Below are 15,611 nucleotides of genomic sequence, written 5' to 3'. Positions count from 1 at the left end.
ACTTAACACTGTCAATCATCATTAAAATGTCATGAATACTGTCGATACACTCAACGCTAACTTAAATAAAACTCTCGCTAAAGGTCGTGTCAAGGCGACTAAACCTCCCGCCTGCCCTGCAATCGGCCTTTATCTGTTTGACCCAGCTGTATTACAGGGCCCACTTAGCCATGACGAAGCACAGGCTGTTGTGGCCGAACCTGCCTACTGGTCTTTTTGTTGGGCAAGTGGACAGGTTTTGGCTCAGTTCATTCTGGAGAACCCGGAATATGTGCGTGGTAAGACAGTGCTAGATTTTGGTAGCGGCTCGGGTGTTGTTGCAGTCGCTGCTGCCAAGGCTGGTGCCAAAAAAGTCATAGCTTGTGATATCGACTCAGACGCTCTTGAAGCTTGTCGTGCAAATGCCGAACTCAACTCTCTGAGCTTTGACTACTCTGAAGACTTTATGGCTTTTGATGAAGAGCTCGACCTGATCACCGCGGCGGATGTACTATATGACAAAGATAATCACGACTTGCTAGATTTGTTTACCACTAAATGTCCTCAAGTACTTCTTGCTGACTCCCGCGTAAAAGTACTGCCCTCTTCCGCTTACGATTTGCTTGAAGTAAAAGAAGCCCGTACTTGTCCAGACCTAAATGAGTTTGAAGAATTTAACAAGGTGCGTATTTACCACTCAAACACTTGCTCTTAATAGTTGGCGCAATAAGGATCAGGTGAATCACTGTGCCTAACAAGTCTACAAACCAATCATTTAGCTCGAAACTACGGTGGGGCAAGTAAGCCTGAACAAGCTCAATACCCAGACCAAAGCAAGCCAAGCAAAATAGTATTGCCCTTAAACCTAGCCTTGGATAGGCAATTTGAACCAATAAAGAAAGTACAAAAAATGCTACTAGGTGGAGCACCTTGTCACTCACATTAACTTGCTCCAGCCCCGTAAGGGGTGAAAACGCGGCAATACAAGAGAACAGCAAAGCAAGGTACAAAACGATTTTGTTCAGCCAGGTAAACTGGATTATCTGACTAAAAAGGTGTAGCACTTGAGAACTCCATAAAAGTTTTAGTCTTTGGCTGGTAGATACTTAAGTCTGTGGCATGTAGGCATAAACGGCTACTAGCCTTTAATGCCGACTCGTGAGCATAAAGCCCATCGCCCAATATTGGATGGCCGGTATATAGCATATGAACACGTAGTTGATGAGAGCGACCTGTTATCGGCGTGAGGATGACTCTCGATGCCTGTTCTGAGCGAGTCGTACATTGATAGAAGGTCTGAGCAGCTTTACCTTCATGTGAAATCATCTGTCGAGGCCGATTGGGCCAGTCGGTCTTCAATGGCTGATTAACTTCGCCACTTTCATCTTCCATAAAGCCATAAACCAAGGCTTCATAGCGCTTTTTGACTTCTCTGTCATGAAACTGCCTACTAAGCTCCCTGTGGGAATCCGCATCAAGCGCCAAGACCATCAAGCCCGAGGTTGCGCAATCCAAACGATGAACCACCCTGATAGTGGGAAATTGGTCTTGTAAGCGGCTCAGCAAGCAATCAGCTTTGTCGGGGCCTCTGCCCGGAACTGATAGCAAACCGGAGGGCTTATTAACCACCACAAGCTGTTCATCTGAATAAACAATCTCGATTTGAAAATCTGGACGCATTGGCTACAACTACCTAGTGACATTACTTTGATTTCATCAGAGCACTGCTGAAACTCCAAGCGAGCTATTATACACTGCCTACAACCCTATTAAGCCCTATAAATTTCTTAGACGATATTCTGATCAGGAGCGAATCTTCACATGAAGGGAAATATGTTTACCGGCTTTGGCTATCTGGCTCAAGGTTTCAAGATCATTTGCCAGCCCGGCTTTCGCCTATTTTTACTGGTTCCTTTAACCGTAAATATCATCTTGTTTACGCTGCTCATCATGTGGGCATATAGCCTAGTAGACGGTTGGATGGCGACCTTATTGTCTTGGGTCCCAGAATGGCTAGGATTCATGGAGTGGTTATTCTGGGGAATCTACTTCTTAGCCATCTTAATGACGCTGTTTTATGGCTTTATTGCCGCCGCGAATTTAATCGGCGCTCCTTTTTATGGCTACCTGGCAGAACTCACTGAAAAGCACTTAAGCGGCCAAGATAAAGGTGAAGACTTCTCATGGAGCGAGCTACTGGCAATGGTTCCCAGAACCATCATGCGAGAACTCCAAAAGCTTGTTTATTATATCCCGCGGGTGCTAGTGCTATTGGTTTTAGGCTTAATCCCCGGCTTGAATGTGATTATTGCTGTTATCTGGATTATTTTCTCAGCCTGGATGATGGCCATTCAATATATCGACTACCCGGCAGATAATAATAAGATGAGCTTCCCCGATATGAAAAACTACCTGGCTAGCCATCGTCTGACATCACTAGGTTTTGGGCTGGTAACGTTTGGGGCAACGCTTCTGCCTATCGTGAATTTTCTGGCACTGCCCGCTGCGGTGTGTGGCGCGGTCGCATTTTGGGTAAACGAAGAAAGATCTTTAGGCAATATCAATATGAACTTTGAAGCAGAGGCGCAGAAAAAGCTATCCAAGTAAATGCAGATAGCTCATCAAGATGCATTTGCTAGCGCTTTCTGTTCATTAGCCGAGCTACTGGAAACCATTATCGATGCCGGGAAGTGACAAATAAACTCACTGCCTATGCCTTCTTCACTATGGATTTCCAGCTCGGCATTATGATTGATCAATACATGCTTCACGATCGCTAAGCCCAAGCCTGAGCCGCCACTTGAGTGGTCTCTGCTGGGGTCCGTTCGATAGAAGCGTTCCGTCAAGTGAGGGATGTGAACGGAATCAAAACCTTCACCGGTATCACGCACACAAAAGTGAGCACCTTCTTCATCCAGCCACCAGCTGATGTCGATATCACCACCGGTGGGCGTATACTTAACTGCATTAAACGCAAGGTTTGAGAAGGCGCTATAAAGCTGACGAGAGTCACCGGTAAATAAACAGGGTTTGGTGCTTTCAAAGTCCAAACGAATATTCTGATTTTTGTCAGCGCTAAAGGCTCGTGCGTCGCGGTAGACTTCTTGTAGTACCGGTTCGATATCGATCGCTTGAGTATTACTAGGCAGGCCTTCAGTTTCATACTTGGCGAGTAACAAGAGGTCACTAATCAGGCTTTCCATCCGTTTCGTTTGCTCTTGCATTGAATTTAAGGCTCTTCGCCACTTCTTAGGTGTATCTTCAGCATCCTGGAAGGTTTCGATATAACCTCTAATAACCGTCAATGGCGTTCTCATATCATGAGAAACATTGCTAACGAAGTCACGCCGCATCTGTTCAAGTCGCTGCACACGCGTCACATCTTGCGCGAAAACCAAGCGGTCATCTTTGCCAAACAAAGTGATATGTACTTGCAAAGTTGCACTTTTATTTAAAGGTGAACGTAGCTCTAAAGGTTCGTCGTAATTCTTGCTTTCAAAATATCGCTTAAAGGAAGGGTCTCTAAGCAAATTTGTTATCAGCTGACCTCTATCTGACTCTCGTTTAAAGCCAAGTACTGTACTTGCAGAGTCATTCCACCAGTCCATCGCACCTTCAGAGTTAGTCATGACGACAGCCTCTTTTAGTGCATTGGTAGATAATTGGACACGAGCAATCATTGACCGCAAGTTTTCTTGAGTAATGCGATTTTGATATTGAATTTGATATAGACCGTCAAACAGATCGCCCCATAAACCATGGCTTTCGGGAATTGCTTGGTCTTCTTGTACACTGTAAAGCCAACGATGCAGCTTAACAGCCTGGCTGATTGTCCAGGCTAAGTAGGCAAAGCAGCCAATCGCGAGAACCCACGCTAATTCCCCAATCAGCAGGCCAAGTACCAGCAAGCCAATCACAGCCCAAAAAAGGGAGTATAAGTGACCGATGATTCGTTTGTGCATAACCTTATGCTCCAGCACAGGAAGACAGATTCATTCTCTGATTCAATAGTTTGCCATTAAAACGCAAACGGTACAGAGAGTGTGCACCCTTCGTCAATGATCGAAGTCATGTGCATGAAAAATCGAGCTCCTTGCCACCTTTCTTATTTTATAACAAAGTTACCAATGCTCAAGCGCTATGCAGCACCTTGAGCAGAAAAACGATAGCCAGTACCTCGAACAGTTTGAACCAGGTATTCATGCCTTTCACCTAATGCCTTGCGAAGGCGCCGAATATGAACATCAACGGTTCGATCTTCAACATAGACATTGCCACCCCAAACTTGATCAAGTAGCTGGGAACGGCTATAAACGCGGTCTTGATGCGTCATAAAGAACTGCAGTAGCTTAAACTCAGTTGGCCCCATGCTCAGCAAATTATTGTGAGCGGTAACGCGATGACAAACTGGGTCAAGTACCAATCCATCTATTTCGATTTCACTTTCGACACCCGCAGGCGTCGCACGACGAAGTACAGCTTTAAGACGAGCAACCAATTCACGAGGAGAAAAAGGCTTAGTAATATAGTCGTCGGCACCGACTTCCAAACCCTGTACTTTATTATCCTCTTCGGTTTTAGCTGTCAGCATAATAATAGGGATATCACTGGTCGCTTCATTGCGTTTCAAGCGTCTTGCCAATTCAATTCCGCTAGTGCCTGGCAACATCCAATCAAGTAAAATCATATCGGGACGTTGATCCACAATAGCAATAAATGCATCCTGCGCATTTGAAGCTTCGATACAATTGTAATCAGCCATTTCTAAAGCAACAGCAATCATTTCTCTGATTGATGCTTCATCATCAACAATTAATACGGTTTTTTCTGACATAGTACTTACTCCAAAAATCAAACTGTATTAAAACGGCAAGCTGTTACAGTTTTATGACACTACACTGTAAGCCTATGCTGAGAACCTAATGAGCGCTCCTTTTTGCGAAGTTTTACAATTCACCTGACATAAAAGTCTAGAAACAGTCCCAGGAATAAAACCATACCCACCCAGTTATTGTTCAAAAACGCCTTAAAGCACTCATCTCTGTCACGATGGCGAATCAAGTGCTGCTGATATACAAATAGTACCGACGCAACGACAATACTCAGAAAGTAAAACTGCCCCATTTCAAGCTGTTCACCTAACAAGCTCAGCGTCAATATCACCAAAACCTGCAAAAATGCGATAATCGCCCGATCAGCCGAACCAAATAAGATGGCCGTGGATTTAACGCCGATTTTGATATCATCATCCCTATCGACCATGGCATACATCGTATCATAAGCAACGGTCCACAAGACTGTTGCCATATAGATCAACCAGATATGCGCAGGCAGTTCATTCACTTGCGCGGCATAAGCCATAGGAACGGACCAGGCAAATGCAGCACCTAAGACCACCTGTGGTAAATAAGTATAGCGCTTCATGAAGGGATAAGCAGAAGCAAGTGCGAGTGCACCAAATGAAAGGTAAATTGTCAGTTCATTGGTAAACAAAACCAGGATGAAAGACAACAGACATAAAACGGCGAAAAAGATCAAAGCCTGTTTTGCACTCACCCGCCCCGTCACCAGAGGGCGAGCTTCAGTGCGCTTTACATGACCGTCTATTTTTCTATCCGCAAAGTCATTGATTACGCAGCCTGCCGAGCGCATGAAAACAGAGCCGGCGATAAAAATAGCTAACACATCCATAGCTGGTATGCCCTCGGCAGCAAACCATAATGCCCAAAGCGTTGGCCACAAAACCAGATAAATACCTATAGGCTTATCCAACCTCGCAAGCCTTACGTAGTCCATTGCAACACTTGCAAACGCGGGTTTACTCTGAGTATTCATATGCCTATTTCTCTCGTTTGCTTGCCTCAAATACCCGAGGCATAAATAGTTCGCTCACCAGCAATGGTTTCTGACGAAGAAAAAATACCGAGCGCCGCCCAAATACGGGTTCTTTAAACTGTTTCACCAAGGAGACACTTTCAAGCTTACTACGCGTCATAACTCTGGATTTAAACAGAAATGCGCCTAAAGGCTTATCTCCCAAATACTGAAGCTGTCTTTCATAACCACTTAGCGTTGTTTTCGGAATAATACTGCGCGCTATCACCCATACTTCTCCGAAACAAAGCAGCTCAACTTCCCTGACCAGCGCTTTCTGACGCTCTCTCACTTTTAGTATCCGCCTCTCCTCAAGACTTGGTACAGCCCAGCCTTGATAAGTGACACGCACACTAAAGTTATTATTTGATGCTTCGATAAGCCTCTTGGTAAGTGAACCTTGATCAAAGACCCAGGAACCATATTGTTTAGGCACTTTCCAGTCGGGTATCCGCCGAGCGGCTGGCTTTAGCATCACATGCCCTTAACTGCGTAAATACCCGGCGCATTCCGCCAATAGCCTTGATAATCCATACCAAAACCAAAAACAAAACGATCCTCAACATTTAAACAAGTATAGTCAGCGAGCAGATCCTTGGTCGCCTTTCTGTCATGTTGCTTATCCAATAAAACCGTCGTCAGAACACGCGCTGCACCTTGCTGCCGACAATAATCCTGTACATGTAAGAGGGTATGCCCTTCATCAAGGATATCATCAACCAGAAGAACGGTTCGGCCCGACAGTGCTTTTACCGGCTTAGCCAGCCAGTCCAAGCGGCTGCCAGAGGTTTCATTCCCATATCGGGTAGCGTGTAAATAATCCAGCTCTAGTGGAAAATTCAAATGAGCGAGTAAGTGACCACAGTACACCAAACCGCCATTCATAATTGAAATAACCAGAGGGTTGTCGGTCGCTAAGTCTTGCTCAATATCTTTGGCTGTCTTTTCAATTGCATCACTTAGCTCAGACATATCGATTAGGCAGTCGGCCTCATTAAAGACTTTCTGGGCTTCGACGGTTTTGGTATTGGACATAGATCTTCCTGATAAAATGGCTGTGCAGATTATATCTGTGAGCCTGCCTGGCCGCAAAGTTACTATCGCTGAAATAGTGAAAGATTTGTGCTGATCGAGCTGATTCGGTAAATTAGCCCGCTAAGTGAATGAGGCAACATTTATTCTCTAAACTAGAATCTTCTCTTCGCATAAGCAAGCGGGCGCTAGTGTAAACCAGAGAGGCATGTTTGTATGCATTCGAAAGGCAAGTAACATTTTGATAATACAGGTATAAAGAATGAAGAAGTGGCAATGCGTAGTCTGCGGATTAATTTATGATGAGAGCGAAGGCTGGCCTGATGATGGCATCGAAGCGGGCACCTCATGGGAAGATGTACCCGAAGACTGGCTTTGCCCTGACTGTGGTGTAGGCAAAGAAGACTTTGAAATGGTAGAGATTTAACATGAATACTTCACCTATCGTTGTCATTGGTAGTGGCTTGGCCGGATATAATCTTGTTAAGGAGGTTCGCAAGCTGGACCAGGAAAGCGAGATTATTGTGATCACTCAGGATGACGCACACTCTTATTCCAAGCCTATGCTCTCGACAGCACTTGCCAAAGGCAAGCAGGCTGATGAGCTATCAATGGCCGACCCGGGAAAGTTCGCGGCACAGCACAATATTTCAATCAGAAATCATACGAGTGTTGACCGAATCGATACTTCTGCCAAAGCAATCCTGATAGGTGAAGAACGCTTAGACTACAGCAAGCTAGTGCTTGCTTGTGGTGCTCAGGTCAATAAGCTCAGTTTTCCCGGAAGTGAGCTTGAGAAAGTCGTTTCAATCAATGACCTAATGGACTACCGCCGTTTTCGTTCTTTGTTAGGCGAAAACTGCTCAGAAAGCCAGAACCATGTACTGATCATGGGTGCCGGCTTAATCGGCTGTGAATACGCGAATGACTTATTGGCAAGCGGTTATAAGGTAACTATCGTTGACCCTTCAAAATCAGCCTTAAACAGTTTGATTCCTGAAGAGGCCGGACAAGCGCTTATCGAAGGCCTTAGTGATGCAGGTTGTCAGTTTGAAATGCAAGCTCATGTAAGCGAAATCACTGAACAAGGAAATGGTTTGCTTGCTCGTTTAAGTAATGGCCAAGAACTTGAGTGTGCCTTGGTTATTTCTGCCGTCGGCCTGAAAGCCAATATACAAATTGCTCAAGACTCGGGGATTGAATGCCAGCAAGGGATTGTCACCAACGCCTTGCTACAAACTAGTGCAGAAGATGTCTACGCCTTAGGTGACTGCGCAGAGATCGAAGGGCAGGTCAGACTCTACGTGCTGCCACTAATGACCTGCGCACGCACCTTAGCGAAGACTCTGACCGGCACACCGAGCCAGGTAAGCTTCGGCATCATGCCGATAGCAACTAAAACACCCGCCTGCCCCGTCGTCGTTTGCCCACCTGCCAGTGCTTCAGGCCAATGGCGCTTCGAACAAGATGGCCTGAATATTTGTGGTCGTCATTATAACGAGCAAGACTGTTTGGATGGTTTTGTACTAACTGGGCAACGCTGTGTTGAAAAACAAGCGCTAGTTAAAGAGCTCAGTAGTCTTTAAGCTAAAGACTCCCTGAATTAGGCGCTTTGTTTAAAACTCAACAAAGCGCGATTAATAAAGTGAGTCATGATCATGCAAGACGTACTACAACAACTCATCGATGTCCTTCAACTTAAGCAACTCAACAACTTAGTCTTTGAAGGTTGCAGCGAAGATTTGGGCTTCAAAAATGTATTCGGTGGACAGGTCTGTGGTCAAGCACTGATGGCGGCTTATCAAACAGTCGATCAACTCAGCGCTCACTCAATGCATGGCTACTTTTTACGCCCAGGGGATCATTCTCTACCAATTCAGTACGAAGTGCAGATTATTCGAGACGGTAGTTCTTTCGCAACACGGCGAGTCATTGCCCGGCAAGACGACAAAGAGATTTTTACCCTCAACGCTTCGTTTCAAAAAGATGAAGCGGGTTCAGAACACCAGTTTGATATGCCCGAAAGCAAGTCGCCAGAAGAACTGGCTTCCGAGCTGGAAATACGTCGTCGCTTTAAGCACCTGATACCTGAAAAACTTAGGGAGCAGTTCACCCGCGATAAACCAATCGAAATCAGACCAGTTAAGCCAATTGACTATACCAACCCGGATATTCGTCCACCCTATAAGCAAAATTGGTTTAGAGCGGTGGCATCAGTCCCCAATGATCTATCATTACACCATTGCCTTCTGGCCTATGCCTCGGACTTCGGCCTGCTTGGTACTAGTATGCTGCCGCACGGTTTGAGTTTTATGCAAAAAGGCATGCAAGTTGCGAGTCTTGATCATTCGATATGGTTCCATCGCCCTTTCAAGGTTGATGAATGGTTACTTTACGATATGGATAGCCCTAGTGCGTCAGGCGGAAGAGGCTTTAATCGAGGGAATATTTTTAACCAACAAGGTGAGTTAGTTGCTTCAGTATGCCAGGAAGCATTGATTAGAAAACGTAGTTAAAACTGCAAATGCGTGACGCCTTGCTAGGATACGTCACGCGTATCGCTTTCAGACTTATCAAGCCACTGAAGTAGCCTCTCCATCGGCAAAGGTGGGGTTAGTAAATAACCTTGAACAGAATCGCACTTTAGCTCTCTTAAGCGCTCCATCGTCTCTTCATTTTCGACACCTTCTGCCACCACCTGATAACCCAGTTTTTGGCACATGTTAATGGTTGCTTCAGCAATGAGCTCATTGCCCTCATCCCCACATATTCCCGATATCAAGGATTTATCGATTTTAATCTCTGTCGCCGGTAATGACTTTAAATACGCCAAAGAGGAGTAGCCAGCGCCAAAGTCATCAACCGATAAACGTAAGCGTAAAGCACACACTTTATTTAAGACCTCAATCGCATCCAAAGGATTCGCCATCATCGAGGTCTCAGTTAACTCAAAATAAATGCGCTGAGGATCGCTGTTGTTATCAGCCATTTGAGCGCTCAGAAAATCAATCAAATCTCCCTCTCGCAGGTTCAACACCGATAGATTGATTGACATATTCAAGTCCCAACCAAGCTCTTTGAGACTATTCTGGGCTTTAAGTGCATTGCTCACCACCCAGCGTGTTAATGCTTTAATAATGCCTGTTTGTTCGGCAATCTCAATAAACTCATCAGGCCTAACCAAGCCATAACGCTCATGGTTCCACCTTACCAAGGCCTCCATACCTACAACTCGATTCTCTTTAAGAGAGTATTTAGGCTGAAAGTACAAAGCCAGATGATCATTCTTGATCGCTTCCTTCAATTCAGAAACCATCATCAAGCGGCGCGCATTGTATTGATCATATTCAGGGCGATAGTAAGAAAGGTGTCGCTCAAGTGCTTCCGATGAGTCTGCAGCTACTTGGGCATGGCGCAATAAAGTTTCGGTGTTCAAACCGTGCTCAGGACAAACAGCCACACCAATTACCGGACGCAGTTCCAGACGCATCTCCTTAAACTCAATTGGTTGCATTGCCTGCTTTAGAATTTCATTTACCTGCTCTGTGTGGCTTTCCGCAAGCTCTGCCTCAACGAGCATCACAAATGAGCCTGGCTCCAAAGAACAAATTAATGCTTCCTCGGAAGGCCCCTGAAGTTTGACGATACCTGGCATATTAACCGACAATGCAGCGAAATTCTGAGCCACCTCGACCTGCATTAAATCAGTATTATGGTGACCCAAGGTACGACTGATCTCCATATAACGAAGGATTTCGATCACACAAATAGCGATCCGTTTATTCCCACGAGACTCAATAACCAAATTAGCCTGCTGCTCAAAGCAGGAGCGGTTTGGCAAGTGGGTCGTGGGATCAGATAAAGACTTGTTTAATAGCTTCTGTTCGGTTTCTCTGCGCTCAAGTTGCTCCAGTAATCGTGCTTCTTGCGCAGCTATTCGCTGCCTATGCTCTTGATAGAAACGTGAGGCTAAGGCTGCGTTTAGTATAAATAGCTCTAGTGCTGAACCGATCTGCATACCGTACTCGGTAACGAAGCTCACCGGCATCAGGCCCTGTTTACTGAGCGCAGATATCGTCACACCAAACATGAAAGTACTCCATGCTGTGGCATAGATCCACGCCATCCTATTCCCCATAAAGCCCAATATTGGCCCCATTATGAGTAAAACAAAGCTGCCAGGAATGGCCCCCATCACCGACAATTGCAAGGAGGTCTGCGCATCAAATACCAAGATGCCAGCAAGGCCAATCAAGGCAATACCAATGATCGCATTGATTAAATACCCCAAAGTCTTACTGTATTGCTCAGGCTTGAGAAATTCTCGTGAGAATAGCGCTGAAAAAAGTAAACAGCTGGACGGCAATAACAATAAAAGCGTGTGATGAAACTCGGGGTTATCTGAATAAATAAAGGGGAAAAGCTTCGCTCTCATAATACCAAAGAACAGCATGTACAAGAATGCTGCGACTGAATAGTATAAATACAGCTTTTCCCTGAGCGCGACAAAGATTAATAAGTTAAAGAAGACAATAACTGATACAACGCCAAAGTAGGTCGCATGTAATGCGTCTTCTTTTCCTAGCTGCACAAAGGTGCTCGTTGCATCAGAAATTTTCATCGGAACCAACTGAGAACCTGCCGTGTCGACTCTTAGATAAATCTGGTGGGTTTCACCCGCAGCTATTTTGACAGGAAAGAGAAAATTAGGGTGATCTATCAGGCGCTGCGAATAGGGCTTTCTATCTCCGGTGTGAACTTCACTGACTAAGTTGTCACCTGCAAAATGATAAAAATCCACATAATCCAACAAAGGGTAACTGATCTCTAGAATCTGCTCCTTTTGCGCCTGGCTTGGGTTACTTAATTCAAAACGATACCAGTACGGATAACGCTGATAACCAAAGTTAGCCGAGTCTTCACTAAGACCTTTCCATTCACCTTCTCTTACAAGGCTTTTTATTGCCTCTATGCCGCTGTTACCTGAGTGATCTACTAGGTATTCACTTCGAATAATACGGGGCGCACCATCGTCTGGCATCACATTCGTAATACCCCAAGCAGGCCCGATAAAGCTTCCACTTAGACACAGCAAGAATATCAGTAGCGGCCTAAGCAAAATGTTTTTTAAGAACGTCATATATAAGGTTGGCTAATTTTAGTGTAAACAATTTCTCTGTTTCTTAAGCGTAGCAGGACAATTGATTTTTTCCTCTGCTCACTTGATATACATTTATGAGTAGATTCCCCCTTATTCACAAACTATTTCAAACAAATACATGCTATGACTTCAACTAAGCTCTATACTGAAGCTATGCTGCCTATAAAAAATATACTTGTAGAAAATAAGGAGTTATCGATGAGTAGTGCAGAAGCGAGCAAACAAGCCAAAATAATTAGTGAACTACGCGTCTTTATTCGAAAGTGTCTAAGTGACCCTAGTGTTTCAACAAAATGCATGGAGATCGCACGCGAGCTGAAAAATGAACCTGATGCTTCCGCTAAAATAGCAGAGAAGATCAGCGCCTCAACAATTGTTAGAATTCCTGAACAATTGAGTGATGCTGATAAGATCTTCTTGGAAGTCATTCACGAAGTCTTAGATGACGAAGCTGCGTTATATTAAGCTGAAGCAGTAATCTAGATTTAGCCTTGAGTGATTAAATCTATGCACCAATAGTCTGTGTTTATCTCAGACTATTGGCTATCCTCGGAGAGCTGACACAAACTACGCAATAACTTCATTGCTCGTTGAACCTCCATAGAAGCGTTCACGATTTCTTTCTGCTCTGCCAGAATATCTCTTAATGTATCAGTGGTCGTCAGTGGATTTGCTAATACCACTCGAAAGACGACACATGCTTGTCGATTATACTTCGGGGGTTCCAAACGCGTTCTTGAAACAAACGATAGGCCTTTCTCACGCTGAGTTTTTTGTACAAACTTAGTGATACGATCCAGAACTGCATTGATCTTTTCCATCAAAATATCGTCTGCAACTGCTAACACCGACGTTGCAAACTCCGGGCAATAACGATAAGTAATAATATTTAACTCAGGATAGGTAATCACCTCGAAGTCCTGATCGTTGTCGATCATGGCAGCAAAAGCTTTGGCTTTATTGATACCTTCGTTGATCAATATCTCGTATCCATCTTTGGCAATAATCTTCAGGCCAGAGTGAATCAGCATCGCCATTCCCGGGCGTGAACCTTCGAGAGTTGTACTTCCCAAATCCTTCGAGCCACGACGGACAACATACTGAGCATGATGTTCAATGGCCTTCAGTTTCTTTGGGTCCTTAAACACCACCAAGCCACTACCCATCGGAACATATAACTGCTTGTGTGCATCCAGGGTGACAGAATCTGCTTTTTCGATGCCTTTTAATAAAGAGCGATAGTCATTTGAAAATAATGTCGGGCCACCCCAGGCTGCATCGACATGAAAGTGAGCCTTAAACTCGCGCGCGATTTCAGCCACTTCTTCAAGAGGGTCGATATTGCCTGTCTCTGTTGTACCGGCAATGCCAATCACGCTAATTATGCAGATATTTTCTTTCTTCAAGCGAGTGCAGGTATCTCGTAAGGCTTCCAGATCTATACGGTTATGCTCATCAGTCTCTACAGAAACCAGGTAATCTCGACCTATGCCGATAATATCTGCTGTTTTGCTAAAAGAGTAATGCCCTCTTTTTGAGACCACGATTGCAGCACCATCATAACCATAGTACTTAATCGCTCGAAATAAGCCTTCATGGGCAACGCCCTTGAAGTTTCCTTCGGGTGGAAAGGCTAAATTTCGAGCCGCCCAAAGAGCTGTGATATTGGCAATGGTGCCGCCTGAGCACATTGCCCCCAATGCATGCCCTGCATCGTGCATCCACTTGCTATAAAAATCACTGTCTTCAGCGTATACCAGGCGGTGCAACATCCCGAGCACCTGTCTCTCTAGGGGCGTAAACGCTTTCGAGGTTTCGGTTTTTACCAGGTTCTGGTTGAGCGCAATCATGATCTTGGAAAGCGGCAACATGAAATAAGGTAAAGCAGAGGTCATATGACCAACGAAGCTAGGCGATGAGGTGTGAACAGACTGCGCAACTATTTTATCTAGAAGAAATTGAGTATGTTCGGATACAAAAATGGGCTTTTCAGGAATCCTGGGATCAGAAAAGTCTTTTTCCATTTCTTGCAAATCATGTTCGACCGCGACGATATGGTCCTGCATAAATCCTGCAAGATTATTAGAAACGTCTTTATCAATACGGCTAAGAGTAGAGTCTGGTGCTTCGGGTACTGTAAATACTCGATACATACTCTCTATGCTTGCCTGAGCAAACTTCTGCTTATGGTATAACTTGTCCAACATAGCTCACAACGTAGATTCAATACCCAAAATTTGAACGGGCGCTAGTATAGTCGGTCGTACAAAGGATAACCAGCCAAGGTCTCTTGCAATGGACCAATATCGTTTAAAAAACCTTATTGACTGGGAAGAATTGCCAAATCACCACTCTTTTGAAGCGATGCCAGCAACTGCTCCTTTAGATTTTTCACACTTTGATATTCAAGCTGAGCCGTAATTTCCTGCTCGACTTGATAAAAAGGCTTGGCAATATGCTCCTGGTTAGCATGATAAAAGTCACTCACGCGTTGACTATCAACTTCATATTCAGACTTTGGAAAAAGTGTTTTGCCTGCCTGCTCAGCACTCACCTTATGATCTTTCGCATACTGATAAATATGCATCTGCAAAGCGGCCATTTCGAGAGTTCTGCGCCTCTCGCGCTCTAACTTGCTAATACGTTCCTTAAACTCTGGCGACAGGTCTTCGAGATTTTTATCAATGCCTTTATAAACCAATAAAGGGGCGCGCTCTTCGACTTCTTTCTGCGCAGCATTCTGAGCCAAGAGGTTGGCTAGAACCATGCCAAATGAAAAGGCAAAGAACATCATAATGAACTGCGTTCTCCCCGGTTTCTGACTTTCTTTCAAAACGCTTCCTCTCTTACTCTATGACAGGTCAAGACACTGATACATGCAAAGACTTGTTTTAGTTCAAGCATAGACACATACTTCTGAAATTACAGGTTTACTTAAATTTTTGTCCTTGCCGGTCATTTAAATTCTTTATCGCCCTATTTACTAAGAAGCCACTATGCTTGAAAAGCTATTCTCCAATATTTTTGACGCTGCCCAGCAGTCTTTCTGTCGCTACCCCGTAGTGCTTAGTGGCGACAAGAATTGGTGTTTAGATACGGTTCAAAGCAACTCGCTTTTCGGCGATATAAATGAGGCTATTTATATCAGCGCCTCCGAACCTATTAAAGGCTTTAAGTCTGTTTCTGCACATAAAGTTAAAAGCCTCTTGGGTGGTGATTGTAATCTGTTGCTTTGGGATGGCTTCGATGGCTTAAGCCCGGACGGACTTGGTGGAGCATCTGGACTTGTTCGCGGAGGAGGCTTATTTATCATCATGGTGCCCCCTCTCGCTGACTTGGCTAAAGCACCTGACCCAGACTATCGCCGCATGTGCAGTGACGAGTCAGAGTTATCTAAAACAAACACCTTTTTTCTCCAGCGTTTGATTAGCTTTTTTAACAGTCAGGATTGTCTGCTATTTTGCCAAGAGAATCAGTCTCAGCTTCCTGCTGTTCCTGCGGCTGCGACGACTCAGGTACAGGCCCTACCCACACCTGACCAGCGCGAAGCAATTGAGCTAATCAC

General features: G+C 44.7%; 17 protein-coding genes. 7 read left to right on the top strand and 10 right to left on the bottom strand.

What is annotated here, in order from left to right; translation table 11 throughout:
• Positions 1–31 precede the first annotated feature (31 nt).
• The gene (locus A3756_RS00085) at positions 32–694 is read left to right on the top strand and encodes a methyltransferase (RefSeq protein WP_068552540.1); all 663 of its coding nucleotides are present in this window, start codon (positions 32–34) and stop codon (positions 692–694) included.
• On the opposite strand, the gene A3756_RS29095 is transcribed toward A3756_RS00085, so the two are convergent.
• Both A3756_RS29095 and A3756_RS00075 read right to left on the bottom strand, forming a co-directional pair.
• Positions 654–1,043 carry a VanZ family protein gene (locus tag A3756_RS29095; RefSeq protein WP_068510067.1) on the bottom strand — a complete coding sequence of 130 codons (390 nt, stop codon included), beginning with the start codon at positions 1,041–1,043 and terminating at the stop codon, positions 654–656. The genes A3756_RS00085 and A3756_RS29095 overlap by 41 nt on opposite strands.
• On the bottom strand, positions 1,027–1,659 hold the full coding sequence (locus A3756_RS00075) for an RluA family pseudouridine synthase (protein ID WP_068510064.1): 633 nt from the start codon (positions 1,657–1,659) through the stop codon (positions 1,027–1,029). Before A3756_RS00075 ends, A3756_RS29095 begins: the two co-directional genes overlap by 17 nt.
• A 141-nt stretch (positions 1,660–1,800) precedes the next feature.
• On the opposite strand from A3756_RS00075, the gene cysZ reads away from it, so the two are divergent.
• Positions 1,801–2,586 carry a sulfate transporter CysZ gene (gene cysZ, locus A3756_RS00070; RefSeq protein ID WP_068510062.1) on the top strand — a complete coding sequence of 262 codons (786 nt, stop codon included), beginning with the start codon at positions 1,801–1,803 and terminating at the stop codon, positions 2,584–2,586.
• Between the two features lie 14 nt (positions 2,587–2,600).
• On the opposite strand, the gene phoR is transcribed toward cysZ, so the two are convergent.
• From phoR to A3756_RS00045, 5 genes are all read right to left on the bottom strand, one after another.
• Positions 2,601–3,941 (bottom strand): phosphate regulon sensor histidine kinase PhoR, encoded by a 1,341-nt coding sequence (gene phoR, locus A3756_RS00065; RefSeq protein WP_068510060.1) that lies wholly within the window; start codon positions 3,939–3,941, stop codon positions 2,601–2,603.
• A 176-nt stretch (positions 3,942–4,117) separates the two neighbouring features.
• Entirely contained in the window at positions 4,118–4,813 is a 696-nt protein-coding gene (gene phoB, locus A3756_RS00060; protein ID WP_068510058.1) for a phosphate regulon transcriptional regulator PhoB, read from the bottom strand.
• 119 nt (positions 4,814–4,932) lie between these two features.
• Positions 4,933–5,814, bottom strand: a complete 882-nt coding sequence (ubiA, locus tag A3756_RS00055; protein WP_068510056.1) for a 4-hydroxybenzoate octaprenyltransferase — start codon at positions 5,812–5,814, stop codon at positions 4,933–4,935.
• A 4-nt stretch (positions 5,815–5,818) separates the two neighbouring features.
• Positions 5,819–6,328: a chorismate lyase gene (locus A3756_RS00050; protein ID WP_068552536.1), complete on the bottom strand. Its 510-nt coding sequence runs from the start codon at positions 6,326–6,328 to the stop codon at positions 5,819–5,821.
• Positions 6,328–6,888, bottom strand: a complete 561-nt coding sequence (locus A3756_RS00045) for a hypoxanthine-guanine phosphoribosyltransferase (RefSeq protein WP_068552532.1) — start codon at positions 6,886–6,888, stop codon at positions 6,328–6,330. Before A3756_RS00045 ends, A3756_RS00050 begins: the two co-directional genes overlap by 1 nt.
• Before the next feature lie 259 nt (positions 6,889–7,147).
• Here A3756_RS00045 and A3756_RS00040 point away from each other — a divergent pair, with 259 nt between their 5' ends.
• From A3756_RS00040 to A3756_RS00030, 3 genes are all read left to right on the top strand, one after another.
• Positions 7,148–7,312, top strand: coding sequence for a rubredoxin (locus A3756_RS00040; RefSeq protein WP_068510051.1), 165 nt, complete (start codon positions 7,148–7,150; stop codon positions 7,310–7,312).
• Between the two features lies 1 nt (position 7,313).
• Complete coding sequence (locus A3756_RS00035) at positions 7,314–8,471, top strand: FAD-dependent oxidoreductase (protein ID WP_068510049.1); 1,158 nt, start codon at positions 7,314–7,316, stop codon at positions 8,469–8,471.
• 72 nt (positions 8,472–8,543) lie between these two features.
• On the top strand, positions 8,544–9,401 hold the full coding sequence (locus A3756_RS00030; protein WP_068510077.1) for an acyl-CoA thioesterase II: 858 nt from the start codon (positions 8,544–8,546) through the stop codon (positions 9,399–9,401).
• A gap of 23 nt (positions 9,402–9,424) precedes the next feature.
• Here the strand turns inward: A3756_RS00030 and A3756_RS00025 are convergent, their stop codons facing one another.
• Positions 9,425–12,025, bottom strand: a complete 2,601-nt coding sequence (locus tag A3756_RS00025) for an EAL domain-containing protein (protein ID WP_068510047.1) — start codon at positions 12,023–12,025, stop codon at positions 9,425–9,427.
• 219 nt (positions 12,026–12,244) lie between these two features.
• Between A3756_RS00025 and A3756_RS00020 the strand changes: the two genes are divergently transcribed.
• A complete protein-coding gene (locus A3756_RS00020; RefSeq protein ID WP_068510046.1) occupies positions 12,245–12,511 on the top strand; it encodes a hypothetical protein in 267 nt (88 codons plus the stop codon).
• 71 nt (positions 12,512–12,582) lie between these two features.
• Here A3756_RS00020 and panP read toward each other — a convergent pair whose 3' ends face one another.
• Both panP and A3756_RS00010 read right to left on the bottom strand, forming a co-directional pair.
• A complete protein-coding gene (gene panP / locus A3756_RS00015; RefSeq protein WP_068510044.1) occupies positions 12,583–14,253 on the bottom strand; it encodes a pyridoxal-dependent aspartate 1-decarboxylase PanP in 1,671 nt (556 codons plus the stop codon).
• A gap of 113 nt (positions 14,254–14,366) precedes the next feature.
• The gene (locus A3756_RS00010; protein ID WP_068510042.1) at positions 14,367–14,879 is read right to left on the bottom strand and encodes a hypothetical protein; all 513 of its coding nucleotides are present in this window, start codon (positions 14,877–14,879) and stop codon (positions 14,367–14,369) included.
• A gap of 163 nt (positions 14,880–15,042) precedes the next feature.
• On the opposite strand from A3756_RS00010, the gene A3756_RS00005 reads away from it, so the two are divergent.
• Positions 15,043–15,611, top strand: a 569-nt coding sequence (locus A3756_RS00005; protein WP_156490113.1) for a tRNA(Met) cytidine acetyltransferase TmcA domain-containing protein, incomplete at its 3' end; no start/stop codon positions are given.

It is taken from the genome of Oleiphilus sp. HI0086 (assembly GCF_001635225.1).
This window is presented reverse-complemented; position numbering and strand designations above follow the sequence as displayed.